25 protein-coding genes and 1 pseudogene are annotated in these 25,501 nt (G+C 60.8%); 18 read left to right on the top strand and 8 right to left on the bottom strand.

Annotation, left to right across the window (positions count from 1 at the left end; all coding sequences use genetic code 11):
- Positions 1 to 85: 85 nt before the first annotated feature.
- The 4 genes from grpE to Q7T64_RS11610 all read right to left on the bottom strand — a co-directional run bounded on the left by grpE (position 86) and on the right by Q7T64_RS11610 (position 4,802).
- Complete coding sequence (grpE, locus tag Q7T64_RS11625; protein ID WP_304795709.1) at positions 86 to 637, bottom strand: nucleotide exchange factor GrpE; 552 nt, start codon at positions 635 to 637, stop codon at positions 86 to 88.
- A gap of 346 nt (positions 638 to 983) precedes the next feature.
- Positions 984 to 2,090 carry a ferrochelatase gene (hemH, locus tag Q7T64_RS11620; protein WP_304795707.1) on the bottom strand — a complete coding sequence of 369 codons (1,107 nt, stop codon included), beginning with the start codon at positions 2,088 to 2,090 and terminating at the stop codon, positions 984 to 986.
- A gap of 63 nt (positions 2,091 to 2,153) precedes the next feature.
- On the bottom strand, positions 2,154 to 3,806 hold the full coding sequence (recN, locus tag Q7T64_RS11615; RefSeq protein ID WP_304795705.1) for a DNA repair protein RecN: 1,653 nt from the start codon (positions 3,804 to 3,806) through the stop codon (positions 2,154 to 2,156).
- Positions 3,807 to 3,854: 48 nt separating this feature from the next.
- Entirely contained in the window at positions 3,855 to 4,802 is a 948-nt protein-coding gene (locus Q7T64_RS11610; protein ID WP_304795703.1) for an NAD kinase, read from the bottom strand.
- Positions 4,803 to 4,890: 88 nt separating this feature from the next.
- On the opposite strand from Q7T64_RS11610, the gene Q7T64_RS11605 reads away from it, so the two are divergent.
- Entirely contained in the window at positions 4,891 to 5,619 is a 729-nt protein-coding gene (locus tag Q7T64_RS11605; protein ID WP_304795701.1) for an HAD family hydrolase, read from the top strand.
- 5 nt (positions 5,620 to 5,624) lie between these two features.
- Positions 5,625 to 6,647, top strand: coding sequence for a heat-inducible transcriptional repressor HrcA (gene hrcA / locus Q7T64_RS11600; RefSeq protein ID WP_304795698.1), 1,023 nt, complete (start codon positions 5,625 to 5,627; stop codon positions 6,645 to 6,647).
- A 48-nt stretch (positions 6,648 to 6,695) separates the two neighbouring features.
- Here hrcA and fur read toward each other — a convergent pair whose 3' ends face one another.
- Positions 6,696 to 7,127 carry a ferric iron uptake transcriptional regulator gene (fur, locus tag Q7T64_RS11595; protein WP_304795696.1) on the bottom strand — a complete coding sequence of 144 codons (432 nt, stop codon included), beginning with the start codon at positions 7,125 to 7,127 and terminating at the stop codon, positions 6,696 to 6,698.
- A gap of 167 nt (positions 7,128 to 7,294) precedes the next feature.
- Here fur and Q7T64_RS11590 point away from each other — a divergent pair, with 167 nt between their 5' ends.
- From Q7T64_RS11590 to Q7T64_RS11530, 13 genes are all read left to right on the top strand, one after another.
- A complete protein-coding gene (locus Q7T64_RS11590) occupies positions 7,295 to 7,813 on the top strand; it encodes an outer membrane protein assembly factor BamE (RefSeq protein WP_370653310.1) in 519 nt (172 codons plus the stop codon).
- A gap of 6 nt (positions 7,814 to 7,819) precedes the next feature.
- Positions 7,820 to 8,626, top strand: coding sequence for a 4-hydroxy-tetrahydrodipicolinate reductase (gene dapB / locus Q7T64_RS11585; protein WP_304795691.1), 807 nt, complete (start codon positions 7,820 to 7,822; stop codon positions 8,624 to 8,626).
- Between the two features lie 41 nt (positions 8,627 to 8,667).
- Positions 8,668 to 9,354 carry an energy transducer TonB gene (locus Q7T64_RS11580; RefSeq protein WP_304795689.1) on the top strand — a complete coding sequence of 229 codons (687 nt, stop codon included), beginning with the start codon at positions 8,668 to 8,670 and terminating at the stop codon, positions 9,352 to 9,354.
- Between the two features lie 92 nt (positions 9,355 to 9,446).
- Positions 9,447 to 10,169: a MotA/TolQ/ExbB proton channel family protein gene (locus Q7T64_RS11575; RefSeq protein ID WP_304795687.1), complete on the top strand. Its 723-nt coding sequence runs from the start codon at positions 9,447 to 9,449 to the stop codon at positions 10,167 to 10,169.
- Between the two features lie 2 nt (positions 10,170 to 10,171).
- A complete protein-coding gene (locus tag Q7T64_RS11570) occupies positions 10,172 to 10,609 on the top strand; it encodes a biopolymer transporter ExbD (RefSeq protein WP_304795685.1) in 438 nt (145 codons plus the stop codon).
- Position 10,610: 1 nt separating this feature from the next.
- Positions 10,611 to 10,937 carry a barstar family protein gene (locus tag Q7T64_RS11565; protein ID WP_304795683.1) on the top strand — a complete coding sequence of 109 codons (327 nt, stop codon included), beginning with the start codon at positions 10,611 to 10,613 and terminating at the stop codon, positions 10,935 to 10,937.
- 143 nt (positions 10,938 to 11,080) lie between these two features.
- Positions 11,081 to 13,729, top strand: a complete 2,649-nt coding sequence (leuS, locus tag Q7T64_RS11560; protein WP_304795680.1) for a leucine--tRNA ligase — start codon at positions 11,081 to 11,083, stop codon at positions 13,727 to 13,729.
- 83 nt (positions 13,730 to 13,812) lie between these two features.
- On the top strand, positions 13,813 to 14,367 hold the full coding sequence (lptE, locus tag Q7T64_RS11555) for an LPS assembly lipoprotein LptE (protein WP_304795678.1): 555 nt from the start codon (positions 13,813 to 13,815) through the stop codon (positions 14,365 to 14,367).
- Between the two features lie 11 nt (positions 14,368 to 14,378).
- A complete protein-coding gene (gene holA / locus Q7T64_RS11550) occupies positions 14,379 to 15,395 on the top strand; it encodes a DNA polymerase III subunit delta (RefSeq protein WP_304795752.1) in 1,017 nt (338 codons plus the stop codon).
- Between the two features lie 88 nt (positions 15,396 to 15,483).
- Positions 15,484 to 16,749: a glutamate-5-semialdehyde dehydrogenase gene (locus tag Q7T64_RS11545; protein ID WP_304795676.1), complete on the top strand. Its 1,266-nt coding sequence runs from the start codon at positions 15,484 to 15,486 to the stop codon at positions 16,747 to 16,749.
- Between the two features lie 84 nt (positions 16,750 to 16,833).
- Positions 16,834 to 17,256, top strand: a complete 423-nt coding sequence (locus Q7T64_RS11540; RefSeq protein ID WP_304795673.1) for a CopD family protein — start codon at positions 16,834 to 16,836, stop codon at positions 17,254 to 17,256.
- A gap of 16 nt (positions 17,257 to 17,272) precedes the next feature.
- Positions 17,273 to 17,875: a 2-hydroxychromene-2-carboxylate isomerase gene (locus Q7T64_RS11535; protein ID WP_304795671.1), complete on the top strand. Its 603-nt coding sequence runs from the start codon at positions 17,273 to 17,275 to the stop codon at positions 17,873 to 17,875.
- A 72-nt stretch (positions 17,876 to 17,947) separates the two neighbouring features.
- A complete protein-coding gene (locus Q7T64_RS11530; RefSeq protein ID WP_304795668.1) occupies positions 17,948 to 19,165 on the top strand; it encodes a class I SAM-dependent RNA methyltransferase in 1,218 nt (405 codons plus the stop codon).
- 104 nt (positions 19,166 to 19,269) lie between these two features.
- Here the strand turns inward: Q7T64_RS11530 and Q7T64_RS11525 are convergent, their stop codons facing one another.
- On the bottom strand, positions 19,270 to 20,559 hold the full coding sequence (locus Q7T64_RS11525; RefSeq protein ID WP_304795666.1) for a hypothetical protein: 1,290 nt from the start codon (positions 20,557 to 20,559) through the stop codon (positions 19,270 to 19,272).
- Between the two features lie 169 nt (positions 20,560 to 20,728).
- On the opposite strand from Q7T64_RS11525, the gene Q7T64_RS11520 reads away from it, so the two are divergent.
- Complete coding sequence (locus Q7T64_RS11520) at positions 20,729 to 22,207, top strand: NAD-dependent succinate-semialdehyde dehydrogenase (RefSeq protein WP_304795664.1); 1,479 nt, start codon at positions 20,729 to 20,731, stop codon at positions 22,205 to 22,207.
- Positions 22,208 to 22,254: 47 nt separating this feature from the next.
- On the opposite strand, the gene Q7T64_RS11515 is transcribed toward Q7T64_RS11520, so the two are convergent.
- Positions 22,255 to 23,121 carry a hypothetical protein gene (locus tag Q7T64_RS11515; protein WP_304795662.1) on the bottom strand — a complete coding sequence of 289 codons (867 nt, stop codon included), beginning with the start codon at positions 23,119 to 23,121 and terminating at the stop codon, positions 22,255 to 22,257.
- A gap of 43 nt (positions 23,122 to 23,164) precedes the next feature.
- On the bottom strand, positions 23,165 to 23,608 hold the full coding sequence (locus Q7T64_RS11510) for a CesT family type III secretion system chaperone (protein WP_304795659.1): 444 nt from the start codon (positions 23,606 to 23,608) through the stop codon (positions 23,165 to 23,167).
- Positions 23,609 to 23,795: 187 nt separating this feature from the next.
- Between Q7T64_RS11510 and Q7T64_RS11505 the strand changes: the two genes are divergently transcribed.
- Together Q7T64_RS11505 and Q7T64_RS11500 are read left to right on the top strand one after the other, a co-directional pair.
- Positions 23,796 to 24,998: a multidrug effflux MFS transporter gene (locus Q7T64_RS11505; RefSeq protein ID WP_304795657.1), complete on the top strand. Its 1,203-nt coding sequence runs from the start codon at positions 23,796 to 23,798 to the stop codon at positions 24,996 to 24,998.
- Between the two features lie 66 nt (positions 24,999 to 25,064).
- A pseudogene (locus Q7T64_RS11500) lies at positions 25,065 to 25,501 on the top strand (hypothetical protein); the annotation flags it as partial.

Genomic DNA, 25,501 nt, shown 5'->3' with positions numbered 1-25,501 from the left:
ATGTCTGGATGCTGGATGCCTGAATCCCGATGCGTACCATATAGGGAGGAAAGGCCGCAGTTTCAAGCGGGTGCGCCGCCGGCGATCACTTTTCTTTGGAAACGATCACCAGTGCCGGGCGCAGCAAGCGGTCGGCAATCATGTAGCCCTTCTGCAGGACCGTCACGATCGTGTTGACTTCCTGGTCGGCCGGCACGGTCGAAATCGCCTGGTGCTTCATCGGGTCGAGCTTGTCGCCGCCCTGCGGGCTGATTTCAAGCAGGCGGTTCTTTTCGAATGCGGTACTCAACTGGCGCAAGGTCATCTCGACCCCTTCTTTCAGGGAGTCGATCGTTGGCGCCTCGACCTTGAGCGCCATTTCGAGGCTGTCCTTTACCGGCACCAGCGACTCGGCAAAGCTCTCGATGGCAAACTTGTGGGCCCGGGCAATGTCTTCCTGGGCGCGCCGCCGGACGTTTTCAGCTTCGGCCTTGGCGCGCAGGAAGGACTCGGTAAGCTCGGCCACGCGCGCTTCGGCGTCTGCCAGCTTCTGCTCGACGCCGGGATCGACGTAGCCAGTGGCGTCCACCGAGTCGGCCGCGCCGCCCCCTTGTTGATCCAGCATTTCCTGGGCGTTGTTTTTTTCTTCGTCTTGCATAAAAAAGTCTCCGACAATCAATGACTTAAGTGATCCAGCCTCGAACAAATGGGGCTATAGCCCTGCTTTTCAAGGGGTCAAGCCGCCGCCGGTATTGCGGCTTTGCCAATTGTGGTCCTGTTACAAAATTTACCGCCGGACAACTAACAATCGCCGCTAGCGGAACTATGCTTAAAAGGTAAGCAAAGCCGGCTCACCGGCTCGGGGAAAATGATGAAACTCCACCTGATTTCGACCGTGTTGATCATTTACGTAGTGCTGGCCGCGGCCTGGATCGCCATGACGGGCGCGGCCGCGCCGCACTTCGGCTTTTACTGATCGGCCATTAAGCAGCACCCGACAGCGTTTACTGGCCTGCTCCCAGCGCCAGCGCCCGCTCTCGCGAACGGGCATTGTCGGCGGCGTCGAGTTCGCGCTCGGGTCCATGTACCCGCGTCGGCCAGCCGAGCATGTGCTGCTCGCAAATAGCGGCAAGCCCCTCTATCCAGACCGGCGATTCGTTCAGGCAGGGAATGTACTGGAAGGTGGCGCCGCCGGCAGTGAGGAAGTCAGATCGCACTTCCATCGCAATTTCTTCCAGCGTTTCTAGGCAATCGGCGGTGAAGCCGGGACAGATCACGTCCACGCTCTTGACTCCCTGCTTCGCCAGTTGCTTGAGCGTCGGCGCGGTATAGGGCTGCAGCCATTCCGCCTTGCCGAAGCGGGACTGGAACGTCACCAGGTACTGGTCCGCTGTCAGCCCGAGCGCCTGTGCCAGCAGGCGCGCCGTCTTGTAACACTCGCAATGGTAGGGGTCGCCAAGCATCAGTGTGCGCTTGGGAACGCCGTGGAAGCTCATCACCAGCTTTTCGCCCTGGCCGTTGGCATCCCAGTGTCGGGTGACTGCGTTCTGCAGCGCCTCGATGTAGGCTTGCTGGTCGTGATAATTGCGCACCAGCCTGAGCTCTGGCACATTGCGCACCCGGCTGTAGTGGGCAAAAACCGCATCCCAGACCGATGCCGTGGTCGCGCCGGCATATTGCGGATAGGCCGGAACGATCAACACCCGATCGCAGTTGCGGCTTTTAACCTGTTCAAGCACCGAGGCCACCGAGGGATTGCCGTAGCGCATGGCATAGGCCACGTCGACCTCATGCCCGCGCTGTGCCAGTTGCTGTGCCAGCAATGCGGCCTGCATCTGGGTATGGTGTTTCAGCGGCGAGCCTTTCGGGGTCCAGATGGAAGCATATTTCTGCGCCGACTTGCCAGAGCGCAGCGGCAGGATGATCAGGTTCAGGATGAACCACCACACCAGCCGCGGAATTTCAACCACGCGGGGATCGGACAGGAACTGCTTCAGGTAGCTGCGCACGGCCTTGGCCGTCGGCGCTTCCGGCGTGCCGAGGTTGACGAGGACGATTGCAGTCCGGCTGGGTGCGCCATGTTCATGGCGGGGTTCTGGTTGGAATTTCATGATGGCGCGGATTATACGGTGCCTGGGGGTGGCGAGTGACAGCGGTGCGCCCGAAGGCCTGGCTCAGGATGCCAGTAGTTCACGCGCATGCTTTCGCGTCGTGGCGGTAATTTCAAGCCCGCCCAACATGCGCGCCACCTCCTCCACCCGCGCCTTGCTGTCGAGCGGGGCGATGTGCGAGACCGTCCGCTTGTCATGGCCAGCGGTCTTGCTGACCTGGAAATGCTGGTCGGCCTGGCTGGCGACCTGCGCCAGATGCGTCACACATAGCACTTGACGATCATGCCCCAGACGCTTTTGCAGGCGTCCGACGACTTCGGCCACGGCGCCGCCGATGCCGCTGTCAACCTCGTCGAAAATCAGGGTCGGGGTAGCGGTCGCATTGGAGGTAATGACTGAAATGGCCAGCGAGATGCGCGCCAGCTCGCCGCCCGACGCCACTTTTTGCAAGGGACGCGGCGTGGCGCCGGCATGGCCGGCCACCAGGAATTCGACTTGCTCCAGTCCGTGGCTGGCTGGCTCGCAGGGGTGCAACGCGATTTCCAGGCAGCCGCCGGCCATGCTTAATTCCTGCATGGCTTCAGTCACTGCCCCGGACAAGGCCAGCGCCGCCCGCGCGCGCGCGGCCGACAGCGCGCCGGCCAGGCGGCGAAATTCAAGGGCGAGCTGGTCTTCCTGGGCGCGCAAGCTTTCCATGTCGGTCGCATCCGCCAGTTGCTGCAATTGAGCGCTTAACCGTTCGAATTCCTGCGGCAGTTCCTCGGGCGCCAGCCGGAATTTTCGCGCCATGCCATGGATGGCCTCGACCCGGGCATCGACTTCGCGCAGTCGCGCCGGATCGAGCTCGACGCGGTCAAGATAATCCTTGAGTGCGTAGGCGGCCTCCTGGAGCTGGATGCGTGCCGGCTCCAGCGCCTCCATGACCGGTTTCAAGCTGCTGTCGATCTCGGCCAGCTTCGCCATCTTGTGCTCCAGCGTTGACAGTCGCGACAGCATGGCGCCGGTCTCGGATTCGGAAATCTCTTGCAGCGCCTCCTGGGTGCCTTCGATCAGCGCGGCGGCATTGGCCAGCCGGCTTTGTTCCAGCGTGACTTCGGTCCATTCGCCGGGCCTTTGCGCCAGTTTTTCCAGCTCGCCGACCTGCCATGCCAGCCGTTCCCTTTCCAGCAGCACGTCGCGTGCATTCGATTCGAATTCCTCGCGCTGGCGCGCCACTGCGCGCCACGCCTTGAAGGCGGCGGCCACGGCGCGCGTCTGCGGCTCCAGGCCCGCCTGCTGGTCGAGCAGGAGGCGCTGCTCATTCGTGCGCAGCAGGGATTGATGGGCGTGCTGGCCGTGGATGTCGACCAGCATCTCACCGAGTTCACGCAACTGGGTTGCGGTAGCCGGCACACCGTTGATGAAGGACTTCGAACGCCCTGCGCTGTCGATCACGCGACGCAGCAGGATGCCGTCGCCATCGACATCGAACGCATGCTCTTGCAGCCAGGGCAGTGCGCCTTGCGGCGCCCTGAACTCGGCGCTGATGTCGGCCCGTGCCGCGCCTTCGCGAATGACGCTGGCGTCGCCGCGTCCGCCCAGTACCAGCGCCAGTGCGTCGACCAGGATCGACTTGCCGGCGCCGGTCTCGCCCGTAAACACGGTGAAACCGGAGGCGAGTTCGATGTCGATGGCGTCAACGATGACGAAATCACGGATGGAGAGTGAGCGCAGCATGAGCGTGGCAGGACCTGGGCCTTTGGGGAGCGGAAAAGTCTTCGCCCGCTATTTTAACTGTCCGTCGACCGAAGGATATTCATTCCAGTGCAGTTTCTCGCGCAGCGTGTCGTAGTAGTTCCAGCCACGCGGATGCAGGAACGTAATGGTGTGGGCCGAACGGCGGATCACGACCTGGTCGTGGTGTTCCATTCGCGCCAAGGATTGCATGTCGAAATTGACGCTGACGTTGCGTCCGGCGATGACTTCAATCACGATTTCGCTCCTGTCCGTCACCACGATCGGGCGATTCGACAGCGCGTGCGGCGCGATCGGGACCAGCACGATGCCGCCCAGGCTCGGATGCAGCAGAGGACCGCCGGCCGACAGGGAATAAGCAGTCGACCCGGTCGGCGTGGCGACAATCAGGCCATCGGAACGCTGGTTGTACATGAAATGGCCATCGACATCGACACGCAACTCCACCATGCCGGCGCCGGTGCCGCGGGCAACCACCACGTCGTTGAAGGCCAGCGCTTCGAAGATCGGCTTGCCGCGGCGCATGACCTTGCCTTCCAGCAGGGTGCGCTGCTCCGATTCGTAATCGCCATCCAGCATCTCGGCGAGCGTGGCAAGCATGCGCTCGGCCGGAATGTCGGTCATGAACCCGAGCCGGCCCTGGTTGATGCCGATCAGCGGCACCGGATACGGCGCCAACTGGCGGGCAATGCCCAGCATCGTGCCGTCGCCGCCGACCACAATGGCGGCATCGGCCTGCTGTCCGATATCGGCCGGCGACAAGACCGGATAATGCGCAATGTCGGCGGCATCTGCGGCCGACGCCGTGCTGGCGATGCTCGCCGCCGTTTCGGACTCGAAAAGCACCGTGCGACCGGAAGATCGCAGGAAGGCGGCCAGCTCGATCAGTGTGCGCGTGATACCGGCGGCCATGGGCTTGCCGACAATGGCAATCGACTTGTACTGGATCGGGTCAGGAGCTGTTTCTGAGAGCGGCATGCTTCGGATTAGACCATAATTAACAGAACCGATGTACGGCACCGGCACATGCCGGTCATGCAGCACCCACTCAATACGGTCTCCCCCGATGCCCCCTATCAAAGCTGTCCTGTTCGACCTCGATGACACACTGTGGCCGGTAGCGCCGGCAATCGAGCGCGCCGAACACAATATGTTTGACTGGCTGCGCACGCACGCACCGACGGTTGCCGAACGATTCACCATCGAGTCACTACGCGCACGCCGGATGGCGCTGCTTGAAACGCAGCCGCATTACCGGTTCGACATGATGGGCCTGCGCCATGCCGGCCTGACGCAGGCTTTCATCGAATGCAATGAAGACTGCTCGCGGGTCGGACATGCGCTGGATATATTCGCTGCGGCGCGCAATACGGTGGACCTGTATGCCGATGTCGGTACGGTACTGCCGCGCCTGGCCGGGCAATGGCTGCTCGGCACCATCTCCAATGGCCCGGCCGACCTTGCAGCAATCGGCATCAGCCACCATTTCCATACCAGCCTGGCGGCATACCGGTTCGGGACCGGCAAGCCGGATCCCAAAATATTCCTGGCCGCCTGCGAATCAATGGGTGTGGCGCCAGCCGAAGCGGTCTATGTGGGCGACGACCCGCTGCTCGATGTGGAAGGCGCGCAGCGTGCCGGCCTGCGGGGCGTATGGATGAACCGGGAAGGCTTGCGACCAAACCGGACAATGCCCGGACACATCGCGCCGGATGCCGTGTGCAAAAATATGATCGCTCTTGAGCGTTGGTTATGTACAACTTCTGGCACGGGTGACCGGTCACCGATAGAATAGCCCGCATGCAACTGGATAAACGAGCGCAGACTTTACTCAAGACCCTGGTCGAACGCTATATCGCGGACGGACAGCCGGTCGGATCACGCTCGCTGTCCCGGATTTCGGGCCTGGAGTTGTCGCCCGCGACGATCCGCAACATCATGGCCGACCTGGAAGAGATGGGCTTTGTCTCCAGTCCGCACACTTCGGCAGGCCGGGTTCCGACACCGCGCGGCTATCGATTTTTTGTCGATACGCTACTGACTGTCCAGTCGCTCGACGAAGGCGCAATGGACTCGCGCATGCCGCCGCTACTGGCGATCGGTTCGCCGCAAAAAATCATCTCGAATGCGGCCCAGGTCTTGTCCTCGCTGTCGCATTTCGCCGGGGTGGTGCTCACGCCGAAGCGCGATTCGGCCTTCAAGCAGGTCGATTTCATCCGTCTGTCCGAGCGCCGCATCCTGCTGGTGATCGTCAGCCCCAGCGGAGAAGTGCAAAACCGGCTGCTGTTGACCGATGTCGATTACACACCATCACAACTGGTCGAAGCCGCGAACTACCTGAACCAGCATTACGGCGGACAGCGTTTCGAGGATATCCGCATGCGGCTGGCGGCTGAAGTGCGGCAATTGCGTGACGACATGACGCGGCTATTGCATGCGGCTGTCGAGGCCGGCAACGACGCCATGGCGGACGAATGTGACGACGTCGTGATTTCCGGCGAACGCAATTTATTGTCGGTGGCCGAACTGTCGTCGGACATGGGTTCGCTGCGCAAGCTGTTCGATCTGTTCGAGCAGAAGACCAGCCTGATGCAATTGCTGGACGTGTCGAGCAAGGCAACCGGGGTGCAGATTTTCATTGGCGGCGAATCACACCTGGTGCCGATGGAAGAAATGAGCGTCGTGACCGCGCCCTATGAAGTGAACGGCACGGTGGTGGGCACGCTCGGCGTGGTCGGTCCGACCAGGATGGCGTATGAGCAAGTGATCCCCATCGTCGACATCACGGCAAGATTGCTCAGTAACGCGCTCAGTCAGCATTAGGCGCGCAACAGCAGCGCACCAGACGTCACTTGGAAAGCCTGGCCGGATCTAACGCCGGCGGTGCGGACAGTCGGCCTTGGTGCAATGGCCGTACAGCGCCAGTGAATGATCGGCAATCGCAAAGCCACGGTCTGCTGCCACCTTGTGCTGCCGCTGTTCGATTTCGGCGTCAAAAAACTCTTCGACCCGTCCGCAATCCAGGCAAACCAGATGATCATGGTGGGTGCCTTCATTGAGTTCGAACACGGCCTTGCCAGTCTCAAAGTGATTGCGGCTGAGCAGGCCAGCCTGCTCGAACTGCGTCAGCACCCGGTAAACCGTGGCCAGGCCGACATCGATGTTTTCGGCCAGCAAAACCTTGTAGACGTCTTCCGCGCTGAGATGCCGCACCCTGCTGTTCTGGAATATTTCCAGGATCTTGACACGCGGCAGGGTCGCTTTCAGGCCGCTGGACTTCAGATCGGGGGCGGAAATGGGCATGAGATAGTTTGTGGATTGCTTATCTGCCTTATCATATAGCGTTTGTTGACCCCTTGCAGATACCAGAGAGACGACTCATGCATGTGCTGTTCCCCTCCCGTGCCGCTTGCATTGCGATTGCGCTTACGGGCGTCCTCCTTGGCGGATGTGCGTACAAGAATCCGCTGATGGACGGTCCGGCACCCGTTGCAACTGCGCCCGCTGCTGTCACTGCACCTGCCGCAACGGCCAGCGCACCGGCCGCCGCCCTACCAGCCGCAGCCGCTTCCGGCGTTCAGACGAGCAAGGAAAAGCGCCTGCTCGGCTTCCTCACGCCCTACCGTCCCGATCTCCAGCAGGGCAATTTCATCTCTTCCGAAATGGTCGCCCAGCTCAAACCGGGCATGACACCCGAACAAGTGCGCTTCGTGCTCGGTACGCCTTTGCTGACCGATATTTTCCATCGCGACCGTTGGGACTACCTGTTCAACCACAAGCGCGCGAACGGTGACATCACGCGCAGCAGCGTGACACTGTATTTCCGCGACAATCGCCTCGAAAGGTGGGATGGCGGCAACCTGCCGACAGAAGAAGATTACCTCGCCCGCATTGCCGGCAAAGCGCCAGCGGCCAAGCGCCCTGGTAGCCTGCCGCCGGCCGCACCTGCTGCGCCGCGTGCGCCATCGACCGCCAACGAACCCCGGTAACGTTCCATGACCGCCATGAAAATAGCCGTCGCCGGCGCTTCCGGCCGGATGGGTCGGATGCTGATCGAAGCCATCCAGGATACCGATGACACCGTGCTCAGCGGCGCGCTTGATGTGGCCGGTTCGCCCGGCATCGGCACCGACGCTGCAGCGTTCCTTGGCAAGCCAGCCGGCGTGGATATCCAATCCGACCTGTCGCGCGCGCTGGCCTCGACGCAGATCCTGGTCGACTTCACCCGCCCCGAGGGCACGCTCAGGCACCTGGCTTATTGCGCCGACCATGGCATCAAGATGATCATCGGCACCACCGGCTTTGATGAAGCCGGCAAGGCGGCGATCGCCGAAGCGGCGCAGCGCACAGCCATCGTGTTTGCGCCGAACATGAGCGTGGGCGTCAACGTCACGATGAAACTGCTCGAAATGGCAGCCAAAAGTTTCTCAGAAGGATATGACATCGAGATCATTGAAGCCCATCATCGCCACAAGGTGGATGCCCCGTCCGGCACGGCGCTGAAGATGGGCGAAGTGATTGCCGACGCATTGGGCAGGAAGCTCGACGACGTGGCGGTGTATGCGCGCGAAGGGGTGACCGGGGAGCGCGATCCTTCATCGATCGGTTTTGCCACGATCCGCGGCGGCGACATCGTTGGCGACCATACGGTGCTGTTTGCCGGCATTGGCGAGCGGGTGGAAATCACGCACAAGTCATCGAGTCGCGTGACCTACGTGCACGGCAGCCTGCGCGCCGCCCGCTTTCTCGCCAACCGCAAGACTGGCCTGTACGACATGCAGGATGTGCTGGGCCTGCGCTGAAACCCAGGGTCGCAACGCAGCGGCGACCACCCGCTTTTCTTATGACGACATTACGCCGGACACCGGTTGCGGTTGCGATTTCGCTGTTGCTGCATGCGGGTGTCCTCGGACTGCTTGCGCTGCACGCATCTGACCATCGGGTCGAAACGAAAACACCGGTGACGGTGGTGCTGCTGCAACCGGCACCGCCCCCCCAGCCACGGCTGAAGCCGCCCAGCCCTGCGGCTTTGCCGCCGCCAAAGCCGCAGCCTGAGAAATCACCCCCCAAACCTACGCCGGCAGTCAAGCCGACGCCGGCTGCGCGCCCAGAACCGGTGCCGCCGACGCCTGCGCCGCGCACAGAACCTGCGCCGACTGCGCCGCCGGCAGCGCCCGTTACCGCACCGGTCGCGCCGGCGCCGGCGGCCCCTGCTGCACCGGCGATGCCCGCCCCGGCCGCCCCGACCGGCGTCTCGATTCCCGCCAGTTATGCCGCCAGCAACCGCAAGCCGGTCCAGCCGGCCATGTCACGCCGGTACGGTGAGCAAGGCACCGTGGTGCTGCGTGTGCTGGTCAAGGCCGACGGCAATGCGGGCGCGGTGGAGCTGCGCAACTCCAGCGGTTTCCCGATGCTGGACGAGGCCGCTCGCGAGGCCGTGCAGGGCTGGCGTTTCATTCCAGCCACCCGGGATGGCAAACCGGTGCCGGAGTGGTACCTCGTTCCTGTAACATTCACCCTCAGGAATTAAGCCTCCGACCAGGCCGAAAACCGCAGCAAACAGATTTTCCGGTACCAGAACCCGGCCAAGCAAGGCCCGAAAAAAGACCACAAGCGCATACCATGAACCCCACTCTTGCCAATCCCGCCGCCTCCAGCCTCGGCCTGGCCCAATACTGGGCGCAAGGCGACGCCGTTTCCCACGCAGTCGCCTACCTCCTGTTGCTGATGTCGGTGGCCAGCTGGTTCTACATCCTGTCCAAGTCCTGGAGTTCATGGCGCGTGCGCAGGAGCGCCGCCGCGCTGGAATCGTTCTGGAACGCGCCGTCGCTGGACGACGCCATTGCCCAATTGCGGCGCTCGGATACCGAAAATGTCTATGCGCCGCTGGCGGCGCAGGCCGCGCAGGCGGCAAACCTGCGGGCCAATGAATCCTCGCTTAACGCTCTGGCCGATCCGGGCGAACTGATCACGCGCACGCTGCGACAGGAAATCAACCGCGTGTCGGCGCGGCTGGAAAGCGGCCTGACCTTGCTGGCTTCTGTCGGTTCCACCGCACCGTTCGTCGGACTGCTTGGTACCGTTTGGGGGATTTACCATGCCCTGCTGGCGGTGTCTGCCAGCGGGACGGTACAGATCGACAAGGTTGCCGGGCCGGTCGGCGAAGCGCTGATCATGACCGCGCTCGGCCTGGCGGTGGCGATTCCCGCAGTCCTGGCCTATAACGCATTCACCCGGGTCAACCGCATCACGCTGGCTGAACTCGATGCCTTCGCCCATGACCTGCATGCTTACCTGACGACCGGTTCGCGCATTGGCAAACAGGTAGCACACGACAAGGACTGATCATGGCATTCGGCGGATTCAACGACAACCGGCAGCCCGGCCCCATGTCGGAAATCAATGTCACGCCCATGGTGGACGTGATGCTGGTGCTGCTGGTGATCTTCATCATCACGGCGCCACTGTTTACCCACTCGATACGGCTGGACCTGCCGGCAGCAGCAGCAACGGCCTCCGCAGAAAAGCCCGACACCATCACCCTGTCGGTCGATGCCAAAGGCGCGATTTTCTGGGACAACGGCGCCACCGCTCTCGACATGAACGAGCTCAACCGCCGACTGGCGCTGGCCGCACAGAAGAAGCCACAGCCTGAAATCCAGCTGCGGGCAGACAAATCCACCCGCTTCGAAGTCATTGCCCAGGTCATGGCGGCGGCGCAAGCCGGCGGACTGTCGAAGCTCGGGTTCGTGACCGATCCCAAAGACGCCACAGCGGGGAAATAACATGGCTGGCGCGGCACTGGACGGGCGTGATCTGTTGACGCCGGCGGGCTTCCACCGGGCATCGCGCGCTGCGTTCGGCTTTCCTGACTTTTATGGCAACAATCTGGACGCCTGGATCGACTGCATGTCCGGGCTGCGCGATGGCGACGGCATGACGCGCTTCACGCTGGCGGCCGACGAAATGCTCGATATCGTCGTCAGCAACGCCGGCATCCTGCAGAAATCCGCACCCGACCTGCTGGAATCGCTACGTCTATGCGTGGCGGAAGTGAACCTGCGCTGCGAAGAAGCCGGGCAGCCGCCGATGCTGTCGCTGCAATTACGCTGAGCCCGATTGCCGGCTGCTTGCCGGTTTGACCCGAATCGGCCCGGCAACGGCGGACAAGGACCGGGGCGCCCCCGTTGCCGCCGCATCAGGCTGGCTCCAGCCAGTATAATGCCCGGTCTACTCCATCCCACGCCGCACGCGACATGCAAGAAAAATACACGCCTTCCGACGTAGAAAAATCCGCTCAGCAGCATTGGGAGCGCATCTCCGCCTACAAAGCGGTCGAGCACGCCGTCGACCGCGACGGCCGCGAGAAAAAGAAGTTCTACGCCTGCTCGATGCTGCCCTACCCGTCCGGCAAGCTGCACATGGGCCATGTGCGCAACTACACGATCAACGACGTGATGTACCGCTACCTGCGCATGAGCGGCTATAACGTGCTGATGCCGATGGGCTGGGACGCGTTCGGCATGCCGGCCGAAAATGCGGCGATGGCCAACAAGGTGCCGCCCGCGCAATGGACCTACTCCAACATCGCCCACATGAAGCAGCAGATGCAGGCGATGGGACTGGCCATCGACTGGTCGCGCGAAATGACGGCCTGCAAGCCGGACTATTACAAGTGGAACCAGTGGATGTTCCTCAAGATGCTCGAAAAGGGAATCATCTACCGCAAGACCGGCACGGTTAACTGGGACCCTATCGACCAGACCGTGCTGGCCAACGAGCAGGTCATCGACGGGCGCGGCTGGCGCTCGGGCGCGCTGATCGAAAAGCGCGAGATACCGATGTATTACGCCCGCATCACCGATTACGCCGAGGAATTGCTCGATTTTGTCGACAACAAGCTGCCCGGCTGGCCGGAACGGGTGCGCATCATGCAGTCGAACTGGATCGGCAAATCAGTCGGCGTGCGCTTCGCGTTCCCGCATGCGATCCGCGACGGCAGCGGCGCCGCGATCAATGACGGCAAGCTGTGGGTATTCACGACCCGCGCCGACACCATCATGGGCGTGACTTTCTGCGCCGTCGCGCCTGAGCATCCGCTGGCGCTGCACGCTGCCGCCAGCAATCCGGCGCTGGCGGCATTCATCGCTGAATGCAAGAAGGGCAGCGTCATCGAAGCCGACATGGCGACGATGGAAAAGAAAGGCATGCCGACCGGCCTGACCGTAACCCATCCGATCAGCGGCGAGCAGGTCGCGGTCTGGGTCGGAAATTATGTACTGATGACTTACGGCGATGGCGCCGTGATGGGCGTGCCCGCGCATGACGAGCGCGACTTCGCATTCGCCCGCAAGTACGACTTGCCGATCAAGCAAGTGATCGCTGTCGAGGGCCGGGAATTTTCCGATACGCAATGGCAGGACTGGTACGGCGACAAGGAAAGCGGCCGCAACATCGCCTCCGGCAAATACGATGGCCTGGCCTGCCAGGAAGCGGTCGAGGCAGTGGCCGCCGACCTCGCGGCGCAACAACTGGGCGAGAAAAAAATCACTTATCGCCTGCGCGACTGGGGCATCTCGCGCCAGCGCTACTGGGGCACGCCGATCCCGATGATCCACTGCGCGCAGTGCGGCGAAGTGCCGGTGCCGGAAAAAGATTTGCCGGTGGTACTGCCAGAAGACTGCGTGCCGGACGGCAGCGGCAATCCGCTCAACAAGCATGAGGCTTTCCTGCGCGCCGACTGCCCGCAGTGCGGCAAGCCGGCGCGGCGCGAGACCGACACCATGGACACCTTCGTCGATTCGTCCTGGTACTACATGCGCTATTGCTCGCCCGGCAGTACCGATGCGATGGTCGATTCCCGCAACGATTACTGGATGCCGATGGACCAGTACATCGGCGGTATCGAGCATGCGGTGTTGCACTTGCTGTACGCCCGCTTCTGGACCAAGGTGATGCGCGATTTCGGGCTGGTCAAGTTCGATGAGCCCTTCACCAACTTGCTCACGCAGGGCATGGTGCTCAACGAAACGTATTACCGCGAGGACCCAAGCGGCAAGCTGTCCTGGTTCAATCCGGCCGACGTCGAACTGACCACGGACGAACGCGGCCGCCCGGTGACGGCGACGCTGCGCACGGACGGGCAGCCGGTGTCGATCGGCGGCATCGAGAAGATGGCGAAGTCCAAGAACAATGGCATAGACCCCCAGGCGCAAATCGACCAGTATGGCGCCGACACGGCGCGACTGTTTACGATGTTCGCGTCACCACCCGAGCAGACGCTGGAATGGTCGGGCGCCGGCGTCGAAGGTGCGCATCGATTCCTGCGTCGGGTCTGGAACTTCGGCGTGGCCAACGCCGCGCGCATCAGTGCGCAGACCGTTATCAGGCACGCTGAACTGACGCCGGACCAGCAGGCGCTGCGGCGCGACCTGCACAAGGTGCTGCAGCAGGCAGACAATGATTACCGTCGCATCCAGTACAACACGGTCGTGTCGGCCTGCATGAAGATGCTCAACACGCTGGAAAGCGCCAGGCTCGACGACTCGGCCGCATCGCGCGCCGTGCTGTCCGAAGGATTTGGCATCTTCCTGCGCGTGTTGAATCCGGTTGCGCCCCACATCACCCATTCGCTGTGGGAAGCACTTGGTTACGCCGCGCTTTCGGGCGACCTGCTTGACGCGCCCTGGCCGCAGGTTGACCCTGCGGCACTGGAACAGTCGGAAATCGAATTGATGGTGCAGGTCAACGGCAAGCTGCGCGGCAGCATACGTATGCCAAAAGACGCCGACCGCGCCAGCATCGAAGCCGCCGCGCTGGCCAACGAAGGGGTCGCAAAATACGTCACCGGCACACCCAGGAAAGTCATTGTGGTACCCGGAAAGCTGGTCAATATCGTTGCCTGATCCTGGCGTGTGCTGCGTCGGTTGGATTGCTAATTAATGATGGACAATGCCTGGCCGCGCATTGCCGACATCGGGAGCAGGACATGCGTTTGAAGATTGGTACAAGTATTTTGATCCTGGCGACATCCTTGCTGCTGGCGGCCTGCGGCTTCCAGCTGCGTGGTTCCGGCGCATCGGCAATGTTGCCGTTCAATACGATGTATATCGACCCGACCGGGGTAGGAATCGACCTCAAGCGGCGACTTGCACGCAGCGACGCCACTACCCTGGTGAATGACCGCAAGGCCGCCGAGGCCATCGTCGAAATCATCAGTGAAGTGCGCGAGCGGCTGGTACTGTCGCTCAACAGCCAGGGGCGCGTACGCGAGTACACACTGAACTATCGCGTCAATTTTCGCATCAAGGACAACACCGGTCGCGAGTTGCGCCCGGATTCGCAAGTCGTGGTGCAACGCACGCTGAGCTTCAATGAATCGCAAGTACTGGCCAAGGAAGGCGAGGAAGCCACGCTGTATCGCGACATGCAGTCCGACATGGTCGGCCAGTTGCTGCGCCGGATCGCCGCCACGCGGCCATGGAATCCACCGCAGCAACTGCCGGCGCCATCGCCAGCATTGGCGCCAGCGGCCAGGCAGTAGGAAGCAATTTCATGCAATTACGCGCCGACGCCCTAGACGGCCATCTTGCAAAGACCCTTGCGCCGCTGTACGTGATTACCAGCGACGAGCACCTGCTCGCGCTGGATGCGGCAGACCGGATACGGCGCGCGGCGCGCAGCGCCGGCCATACCGAACGCGAAGTATTGACCGTGGACCGCAGCTTCAAATGGGGCTCGCTGCTGGCGGCCAACCAGTCGCAATCGCTGTTCGGCGACAAGAAACTGGTCGAGCTGCGCATTCCCGGCGGCAAGCCCGGCAAGGAAGGCAGCCAGGCGCTGCAAGACTATGTCGCCGACCTGTCGCCCGACAATGTGACACTGATATCGATGCCCAAGCTGGACTGGGCCACCCAGAAATCCGCCTGGGTCGCGGCGCTGCAAAAAACCGGCATGTATATCGAGATCGCCCTGGTGGAGCGCGCCCAGTTACCGGCCTGGATCGGCGCGCGGCTGGCGGCACAAGGTCAGAGCGCAGACCGGCAAAGCCTGGCCTTCATCGCCGAGCGGGTAGAGGGCAACCTGCTGGCGGCGCACCAGGAAATCCAGAAGCTGGGATTGCTGTATCCGGCCACTGCGCTCACCTTCGAACAGATCCACGCAGCGGTGCTCAATGTCGCACGGTATGATGTGTTCAAGCTCAATGAGGCAATGCTCTCCGGCGACACGGCGCGGCTGGTGCGCATGCTGGAGGGATTGAAGGGCGAAGGCGAAGCCTTACCGCTGGTACTGTGGGCCGTCACCGATGAACTGCGCACGCTGGCCAGGATGAAAAGCGCGATGGAAGCCGGTAAATCCTTGTCGGTAGTCCTGAAAGAATACCGGGTATGGGGGCCGCGCGAGCGGCTGATGGAGCCGGCCCTGCAGCGGCTTTCGCGCGCCACCATCGAAGCGGCAATCCACCAGGCAGCACAGGTCGACCGCCTGATCAAGGGCTTGCGGGCGAAGGATTTCGCCGGCGACCCATGGGATGCGATCCTGCAGATCGGAATGCGGGTGGCGCGCGGATAATCGGGCGCAGCCAGTGCCGACCGGCGCGACGGCGAACATTGCAAGCAAATCAAACACGCAGTAAATACTCAGCACAGAGGCAGCATAGATGGACATAGACCAGTACATGAAGGAACTCGGCCAGCGCGCCCGCGCCGCATCACGCGCGATGGCCAAGGCCGACACCGCCGCCAAGAACAAGGCCCTGCTGCAAATCGCCGCAGCGATCCGACGCGACGCTGCCAGCTTGCGCATCGCCAATGAAAAAGACCTGGCCCAGGCCAGGGCCAGCGGACTCGATGCGGCCATGCTGGATCGCCTGACGCTATCGCAAAAGGCGATCGATACGATGGCCGAAGGCCTGGAACAGATCGCCGCCCTGCCCGACCCGATCGGCGAAATCTCCAACATGAAATACCGCCCGACCGGTATCCAGGTCGGCCAGATGCGCGTGCCGCTCGGCGTGATCGGCATCATCTACGAAGCGCGTCCCAACGTGACGGTCGATGCGGCCGGACTGTGCATCAAGAGTGGCAACGCCACCATCCTGCGCGGCGGCTCCGAAGCGATCCACTGCAACCAGGCGCTCGCCGTGCTGGTCAAGGAGGGGCTGTCCGCCGCCGGGCTGCCGGCTGACGCGGTGCAGATCGTCGAGACCACTGATCGCGCTGCCGTGGGCGCAATGATCACGATGCCCGAGTATGTGGACGTCATCGTCCCGCGCGGCGGCAAGGGGCTGATCGAGCGCCTGATGAAGGAATCGCGGGTGCCGATGATCAAGCACCTGGATGGAATCTGCCATGTGTATGTCGACGATAGCGCCGACATCACCAAGGCAGTGGCCATTGCCTTCAATGCCAAATGCCACCGCTACGGCACCTGCAACACGATGGAAACCTTGCTGCTGTCGCGCGCTGTTGCCAGCCGCGTGCTGGGTGAACTCGCGCACTTGTATGCCGGCGAAAAGGTCGAGCTGCGCGCTGATGACGAAGCGCGGCAGATCCTTGCCGGCTATCCGCATCTTGCAGCCGCCACCGAAGCAGACTGGCATGCCGAATACCTGGCCCCCATCCTGGCGATCAAGATTGTGGCGGGGCTGGACGAGGCAATCGACCATATCAGCACGTACTCGTCCAAGCACACCGACGCCATCATCACCGAGGACTACAGCCGCGCCATGCGCTTCCTGCGCGAAGTGGATTCGGCATCGGTGATGGTGAATGCCTCTACCCGATTTGCCGACGGCTTCGAATACGGCCTGGGCGCGGAAATCGGCATTTCAAACGATAAATTGCACGCCCGCGGACCGGTCGGACTGGAAGGCCTGACCTCGCTGAAGTATGTCGTGCTCGGACATGGTGAAGTCCGGCGCTAGGCCTGTGCCGCGCCGCCCAAACGCTGCAGCAATCATCAGCATTGCAGCTTCTCCATCCCTCGTTGAATTTTTCGGAGTGCGTCGATGCTTTGGGTCAAGTCACTGCACCTGCTGTTCCTGATTTCCTGGTTCGCAGGCTTGTTTTACCTGCCGCGCATCTTCGTCAACCTGGCCGACGAGACAGCGCCGGCAGCGACCGAACGGCTGCTGCTGATGGCCCGCCGGCTATACCGGTTCATGACGATCCTGGCCATTCCTGCTGTCGTGCTGGGCTTTTGGTTGTGGCTGGGCTACGGTATCGGCCGCGGCCCCGGCAATGGCTGGATGCATGCGAAACTGGCGCTGGTGGTCCTTGTCATCGGTTACCACCATGCCTGCGGTTCACTGCTCAAGAAGTTCGAGTCTGCGCTCAACACGCGCAGTCACAAATGGTATCGCTGGTTCAATGAAGTACCGGTGATATTGCTGTTACTGATCATCCTGCTGGTAGTAATAAAACCTTTCTGATTTCACTGGAGCTGACATGGCAAAAAGCTGTGACTATTATTTCGCCCCCCCGTCACCCTGGGCATACCTGGGCCATGACCGTTTCGTTGCCATGGCCAAAAAAGCCGGCGTGACGGTCAACGTGAAGCCATGCGACATCAGCAGGGTCTTCAACGCGTCCGGCGGCCTGCCGCTCGCCAAGCGCCCGCCACAAAGGCAGGCATACCGGCTGCTGGAATTGAAACGCTGGAGCGAGCATCTGGCCCGGCCACTGAATATCCACCCGAAATTCTTTCCGGTTCCGGGCGACCCTGCCGCGCGCCTGATCATCGCAGCCCGGCTGGCCCACGGCACCGACACTGCGCTGGCCGTGACCGGCGCCATCATGCGCGGCGTCTGGGCCGACGAACGCAACATCGCTGACGCGGATACCCTGGCCCTGATCGCCACCGAATGCGGCCTCGACGGCAAGTCGCTGTTGAAATCCTCCGAGACCGCCAGCGTGCAGGCCGAGTACGACCTCAACACCGAGGAGGCGATGGCCGCCAGTGTATTCGGCGCCCCTTGGTACGTCGTCGACGGCGAAGGCTTCTGGGGCCAGGACCGGCTGGAATTTGTCGAGCGCGCCCTGAACCGCTGATGCAGCACATTTGATGGATCAACAAGACAGGCGGCATCCGGCCGCTTGTCCCAAGGAAAAAAGGAACTCCTGATGGCACAGCCAATACCCCGCTCATTCTTTTGCCCCTGCCCGCGCGGTCTGGAAGTCGTACTGGCCGAAGAGCTGCAAGAAATCGCCGCACAGTCATCGACCCTGAAGGTGCACAACCAGGTGCCGGGCGGCGTCCACTGCTCCGGCATTCTGTCGGATGCATACCGGATCAACCTGCACACCCGCATCGCATCGCGCGTACTGATGCGCATGGCGCACGGCAGTTACAGCAACGAAAACGACATTTACGACATGGCCCTGGCGCAGCCTTGGGAAGACTGGTTCGCTGTGGGCAATACCATCCGTGTCGATGTCACGGCAATCAAGTCGCCATTGAAAAGCCTGGAATTCACGACGCTCAAGATCAAGGATGCGATCGTCGACCGCTTCCGCGATTTTTGCGGCGACCGGCCGTCGATCGATACGCGCACGCCGGACATGCGCATTGTCGGCTTTGTGGACCAGCGCCATTTCACGCTGTACCTGGACACCTCGGGCGAGCCGCTGTTCAAGCGCGGCTGGCGCCAGGAAACCGGCGATGCGCCCCTGCGTGAAAACCTCGCGGCCGGCCTGTTGCGCGCTGCTGGCTGGAAGCCCGGCATGATCCTGCTGGACCCGATGTGCGGTTCCGGCACCATCATCGCCGAAGCGGCGCAAATGCTGGCCGGCATACCGGCTGGCGCCAACCGCAGTTTTGCATTCGAACGCTTCAAGGGGTTTGCCGACGAAGAATGGCAAGCGATCCGCAACGCGGTGAAGCGGCCAGCGCTGCCGACCACGCCGACCATCTTCGGCAGCGACATTTCAGGCGACATGATCGTCATGACCCGCAATAACCTGGCCAGCGCCGGCATCACGTTCGACATTCCGTTAAAGCAAATCGAGGCGCAGGAAATCAAGCCGCCAACCGGCGTACCCGGCATCATCCTGACCAACCCGCCCTATGGCGAGCGGATCGACGTACGGGGCGACGCCACCCAGGCGGAAGATGAAATGGCAACTGCCTTCTTCAGCGCATTCAGCACCACCCTCAAACAGCGCTTTGCCGGCTGGCAGGTGTTCCTGTTTTCGGCCGACCTTGGCCTGCCGAAAATGCTGCGGTTAAAAGAGTCCCGCAAGACGCCGTTTTTCAACGGCGCCCTGGAATGCAGGTTGTTCAAGTTTGAAATGGTGGCTGGGTTCAATCGCAGGGAGCAATCGAAACCGGTTGACGGGTGACGCGATCAATCAGGGTCTGGCAGTAGTGTGAGGTCACATGAACGTGGAGCCGGAATAAAGAAAGGCAGCGCCAGGCTGCCTTTCTTTAGTTGCACGATGGCAGGTCAGTCTTTTTTCGGAATGTACAAAGGGTTGTCACCGCCGCGGACTTTGCCTTCGTACAGTCTGTTTTGACGCAATGTATCCGCCTTGCTGGATGGCGCAGCACTTTCAGAACTATCTTTCGAACTCTCCGAAGTGTCGTCGCTCACTTCCACAATAATCGACTCGTCGCTCGACTCCACGAGACTTGACTCGTCGCTTGACTCCACGAGACTTGACTCGTCCTCGCCAGTTCTCTTTGTGGTTTGCGATGGCTGGTCCGCCAAGACAATCGACTCTTCGACCAACTTATCGAAAAATGCCACACCACTGCTCTTGGTCGAATCGGAGAGCTTCAACCAGGCCGGCGTTGGCTTGTCGCCTCCTTTCACGCCAAGGACGAAACTCCCATACTCCGCGGCCACTGTGAGCATAAGGTGGTGTTTGGCCTCGAGGGTTCGCTTTTCTGCAAGTTCGGCAGGCGACAGCGTACTTTCCTGCCTCTCGGTGATCCCGTTCGCCTGGAAGCGCAACTCGGTGAACCGATCATTCTCCAGAAGCAGCGACTGGACACCTTTTAAATTAAAACCATAATTGACCACACCGCGCAATACTTCACGTTTTTCGGTGTCGGTCAATTTGGCGAATTGCGGCGAATTCTTAACTTCTCGAACCAACTCCCCCAACAAAGCCTTGGTCGCCGCAGGAACCTTACTGGTAGACACAGGATCAGTGAACAAGGTTTTCCATACGCCCTCGGCAAGTTCGAGCTTTTGCTTGTCAGAGAGCTGTGCAAGATCCTTTCCCTTTAAATGGTGATCCGCTACTAACTTCATCGATTTTCCGGTGCCGTCCAGGGCTGCTTTGTTCTCGGTCACCCATTCTCGCGGGCTAATGCGATCGTTGCGAAACAATGCCTTGGAAAAGTCAGATTGAGAATGCTTTTTGATTGCCCCCCTGATTTCATCAACCCGGGGCTTTTGGTATTCGGCAAACACGTCTGCCGAACGGGTAAGCTTGTCTGCGTTTTTAAACGCGTTGAATGGCGTGGAAACGCGGACTTTATTCCAATCTGCCACGCGCTTATCTTCGGCCTTCGATATCAGATCCCATTGCTGCTGCTTGCGTTGCGCCCTGGTCGGGTCGAAAAAGTTTTTAATTTGACTCGCCAATGTTTGTTTCGGCCGCCGGAGCCGGTTGACTTCCTGAAAGGAGGCGGGTGGTGGACTCGTCTGCTGGTTGTCGGTTTTTTTGCTTACGGTCAACGATCGTGGATTGCTCCGGGGGATTGTAGTGGTGTCCTTGGCTTTCATGAATGCCTCCTTGGCAGTCGGAATAATTGAAGTGCCTGATGCAACAGGCTGCCTGCCTAAGTAACAATATTCAGACTAAAGTTCTTTTATCGGACAACTATGCTGGTCACAATCCCATCGCGTTTGCGCTATCCTTTACTTTTTTCGACCAAATAGTCAGGAGACAAGCATGCTGCAAGCCGTCAAAGGATTACCCAAACTCAATGACCCTGACCTGCTGCGCAAGCAGGCCTATATCAATGGCGCATGGGTAGGCGCCGCCGAGAATTTCGATGTAACCAATCCGGCCAGCGGTGTGACGATTGCCTCGGTTCCGAACATGAAGGCTGAACATGCGCAAGCCGCCATCGAGGCCGCGCACGCTGCGTTTCCGGCCTGGGCTGCCAAGACCGGCAAAGAACGCGCCGCCATACTGCGCAAGTGGTTCGACCTGGTGATCCAGCATGCTGATGACCTGGGTGCGCTGATGACGGCCGAGCAGGGCAAGCCGCTGGCAGAGGCCCGTGGCGAAGCGGTCTATGCCGCCTCTTTCCTGGAATGGTTTGCCGAAGAAGCCAAGCGCATCAGCGGTGATGTCATGTCCTCGACCTGGACCGACAAGCGGATGGTGGTGCTCAAGCAGCCGATTGGCGTGTGCGTGTCGATTACGCCCTGGAATTTCCCGATTGCCATGATTACCCGCAAAGTGGCGCCAGCCCTGGCTGCCGGTTGCACGATCGTGGTCAAGCCGGCCGAGCAAACGCCACTGTCGGCGCTGGCACTGGCTGAACTGGCGCATCGCGCTGGTGTGCCGGCCGGCGTGCTGAACATCCTGACGTCGGATGCCGACAATTCGATCGCGATCGGCAAGGTGCTGTGCGACAGCCCCAAGGTGCGGCATCTGTCGTTCACTGGTTCTACCCCGGTTGGCCGGATCCTGATGGCGCAATCGGCGCCGACAGTGAAAAAAGTCGCGTTGGAACTGGGCGGACACGCCCCGTTCATCGTCTTTGAGGATGCTGACCTGGACGCTGCAGTAGAAGGCGCGCTGGTCTCCAAATACCGCAATGCCGGCCAGACCTGCGTGTGCACCAACCGCTTCTATGTCCATGAGTCGATCTACGACGCGTTCGTGAAGAAACTGGCTGAAGGCGCAAGGCAGATCAAGGTCGGCAACGGCTTCGAGCAAGGCGTACAACAAGGTCCATTGATCGACGAGCAAGCAATGATCAAGGTGGAAGACCATGTTTCCGACGCCGTATCCAAGGGAGCGAAGGTCGAAATCGGTGGCAAGAAGCATGCACTCGGCGGACATTTCTACGAACCGACGGTGCTGTCGAACGTCACCGTCGACATGAAGATCATGAATGAGGAAACCTTCGGCCCGGTCGCCGCAGTGATCAAGTTCAAGACAGAAGATGAAGTCGTCAAGGCCGCCAACGATACCGATTTCGGCCTGGCCAGCTACTTCTATTCGCGCGATATCGGCCGCGTCTGGCGTGTGGCGGAAAAGCTGGAGTACGGCATGGTCGGCATCAATACCGGCTTGTTCTCCAACGAAGTGGCGCCATTCGGCGGCGTCAAGCAAAGCGGCCTGGGCCGCGAGGGTTCCAAGTACGGTATCGAGGAATACCTGGAAATGAAGTACTTGTGCATGGGCGGAATCTGATAGCACCAAGTGCGCTGCGGCTGGATTGGCCGCAGCGCCGCGACTTGTCAGCCCGCTTTCAACTTGTCGAGTTCGGCTTTGACCCCCGCCATGTAGTCCGACAGGCTGCGCCCGGTGTCCTCATAGGCCTGAGCCTTGTATTTGATATCTCCCCAGTCTTCATCCCGCCAGTTTTTGACAGGGCCATATTGGATCGCAGTGGAAAAGGCCAGGTCGTACTTTATATCGGAAATATTGCTTCTGAATGCGGCGGGGATGGATAATCGCAGCTCAGCAGCACGGTTGCCGACAAGCTGGTCCTTGGGAATTTCCTTCGCATGGACTGTGCGAGCACCTTCCAGATAGCTTCTCAAATTTCGGGTGCGCGCGCCAAACGTACCCGCGCATTCAAATTGATCAACCCGCTGCTGATGCTTCGCCAGGAATTTTTTTTCCTCACCGGTCCTGGTGGCTGGATCCTTTAGCACGACATCAACGAGCCGGGCCGCATCTTTTTTTGAAATGCCTTCTCGCAATGGTGCGGGCAGCAAATTGTACTGGTGGTCAGCAGGGTCCTTCTTTTTGAGGCGGGCTGTCACGTTCGACAAAAAATTCTTATCCGCAGGCTCTGCTGCCACTTTTGGCGTCGGCAACTCTCTGGGCTTTCTATGATTTTCGGGTATCGGACGCCGCTCCGTTTTTAATGCCGAATTCGGCGTTGATGCGTCAGCCCGCGGTCTGTGCGCGCCGAGTAGTGGCGCGGAAATTGATCGACCCAGGCCGAATGACGGGCCGTTCATCTTTTTCTTGTTGTGGATCTTGCTAAAGTCAATTGCCTTTTGGGCACTTGGCGGGGCGTTACTCTTTGCAGGTGTCGGCGCAGGAGCAAGTCGCTGGATACCGATACTGGTGCTGGCGGGGATCCTATTGGGCACGCTTATCTCCACATTTGATTTGCTGGACTAATTGCGTGTGCAATCAGACTAACTCATCTTGCGCTGGATGCTCGTCCTCATACTGCGAACCCTCATGCATCTGCGCCCGGAATTCCTTGGCAAAATTGGCGTAGTCATGGAACAGCGCTGCCATCTGCTCACCGTCCCATTGCTCGGGATCGCTGAGTTCCGATCGCAGCACCATACGGCCAGTATCCCGATCAAAACCCAGTGTTTCGCCGTGCTGACGGCCCAGTTCAAGATTCAGTTCAAGCATCTGTTCGAACATTTCAGCCTTGTCGTTCGCATCGACCGCGCCAAGGTCGACATAACAATTGATCGTCGTGTCTGAATCCTCGTCGAAAAATGCGCCGATGCTGACGTCGTCGATCTCGATCTGACCCTGCTCGCCGAGCATCGAAGTGTCCTGCAAATTCAGGGCCAGGCAGGTGGCTCGACAAAGGTCTCGAAATTCGGCATTCGTCATGTTGGACTCCAGTTGAAGGCGGCATCAGGAAATGGGGGAGTGGGAAAGGTGAAGAAGCCACGCCCAAGCCGCTCTTAAGTGACAATTTCAGAACTTTTGTTCCATTAGCGAACAAATTCTCCGCCCAACCAGATCACGCGAAGTGCGGTATCGTTCCGTTCCCTGTCGCTGCCACCGTACCCACCGCATGCCCTCCTCCCGCCCGATTGCCCCGTCCATGCTGGCGCTGCTGCTGGCCTCGCTCGCCATACTCGGGCCGTTTGCAGTGGACAGCTACCTGCCTGCCTTTCCGGACATTCAGGCTTCGCTGCAAGCGACGCCATTGCAAGTACAGCAGACGCTATCGATCTACATGTTCGCGTTCGCCATGATGATCCTGTGGCATGGCGCGCTGTCGGACGCTTTTGGCAGGCGCAATATCATCATCGGATCGCTGGTGGTGTTTGCGATTGCCTCGCTTGGCTGCGCCTCGGCGCACAGCGTGGAATACCTGTGGGCGTTCAGGGCGCTGCAGGGCATATCAGCCGGCGCCGGCATCGTGATCGGGCGCGCCATCATCCGCGACCTGCATGCCGGTCCGCAGGCGGAAAAATTGCTGTCGCTGGTGACCATGATTTTTTCGATCGGGCCGGCAATTGCGCCGGTGATAGGCGGCTGGATCGTCAAGCTGCTGAACTGGCGCGCGATCTTCCTGCTGTTGTTCGCCTATACATTGCTGCTGGTCTGGATCTGCTGGAAGCGGCTGCCGGAAACCTTGCCGGCTGCGCAGCGCCAGCCGTTCAATCCGCACTTTCTGTGGCAAAGCTATAGCCGCATTTTTCGCACGCCACTGTTCCACCTGAAGGCAGGCGCCCTCGCATTCAATTTCGCCGGACTGTTCCTGTTCGTGGCGTCGGCGCCGGCGGTGGTCACCGTGCATCTCAGCCTGGGGCCGGATCAGTTCGCCTGGCTGTTCGTGCCGGCGGTTTCCGGCATATTCCTCGGTTCGCTGGCAAGCAACCGCCTGGCAGGCAAGTGGCCAATACCGCGCCAGGTGCGGGTCGGCTTCATCCTGATGCTCGGTTCAGGCTTGTTCAACACGCTGTATCACGCGCTCTATCCGGCCCAGTTGCCATGGACAGTCGCACCCTTGTTTTTTTACACCATCGGCATGTCCATGGTGATGCCAGGGGTGACCTTGATGGTGCTCGACCTGTTCCCGCAAATTCGCGGCATCGTGGCTTCATGCCAGTCGTTCACGATGACCATGCTGGCGGCCGTGGTGGCCGGCGCACTGTCGCCGCTGCTGTCGCATTCGATGTTCCTGCTCGCAGCCGGCCAGCTCAGCTTTGTCTTGCTCGGCTTCCTGTTCTGGAGCGTTGGGCAATTGAAAAATGTTAGGGCGACATAACAATTGTAGCGACAGCTTCACCGACACATAAAGTGGCTGTTCCCGCCACCGCCGCCCTGGTCCACGATGCCTGCCTCAGTCGTTCCCGCCCGCTATGGCGCCATGCCGCAGGCGTTCCATCTGCTACTGGTTGCGCCCACGGGCTACAGCCATAGCCATGCGCTCACCGAATTGGTCGAGATGCTGGCGCACTCGCTGGTCGCTCTCGGCCATCCTGTCACGCTTGGACTGAACCAGGCACATGCCGATGCCATCAACATCGTGCTCGGCGCACATTTGGCGACGGCGGAATTGGCGGCGGGCTTCCCACCTTCTTCGATCATCTTCAATGTCGACCAGGTCGATCACGCATCGAGCTGGATGAAGGGGGAATTGCCCAACCTGGTGGCGCGCTTTCCGACCTGGGATTACAGCGCCCGCAATATTGAAAATTGGCGGGCCCTGCTGCCGGATGCGCAAGTGTCATTGCTGCCGATCGGCTATGTTCCGGCCCTGTCGCGCAT

This window comes from Lacisediminimonas sp. (assembly GCF_030645335.1).
Classification (GTDB): Bacteria; Pseudomonadota; Gammaproteobacteria; order Burkholderiales; family Burkholderiaceae_D; genus Lacisediminimonas.
This window is presented reverse-complemented; position numbering and strand designations above follow the sequence as displayed.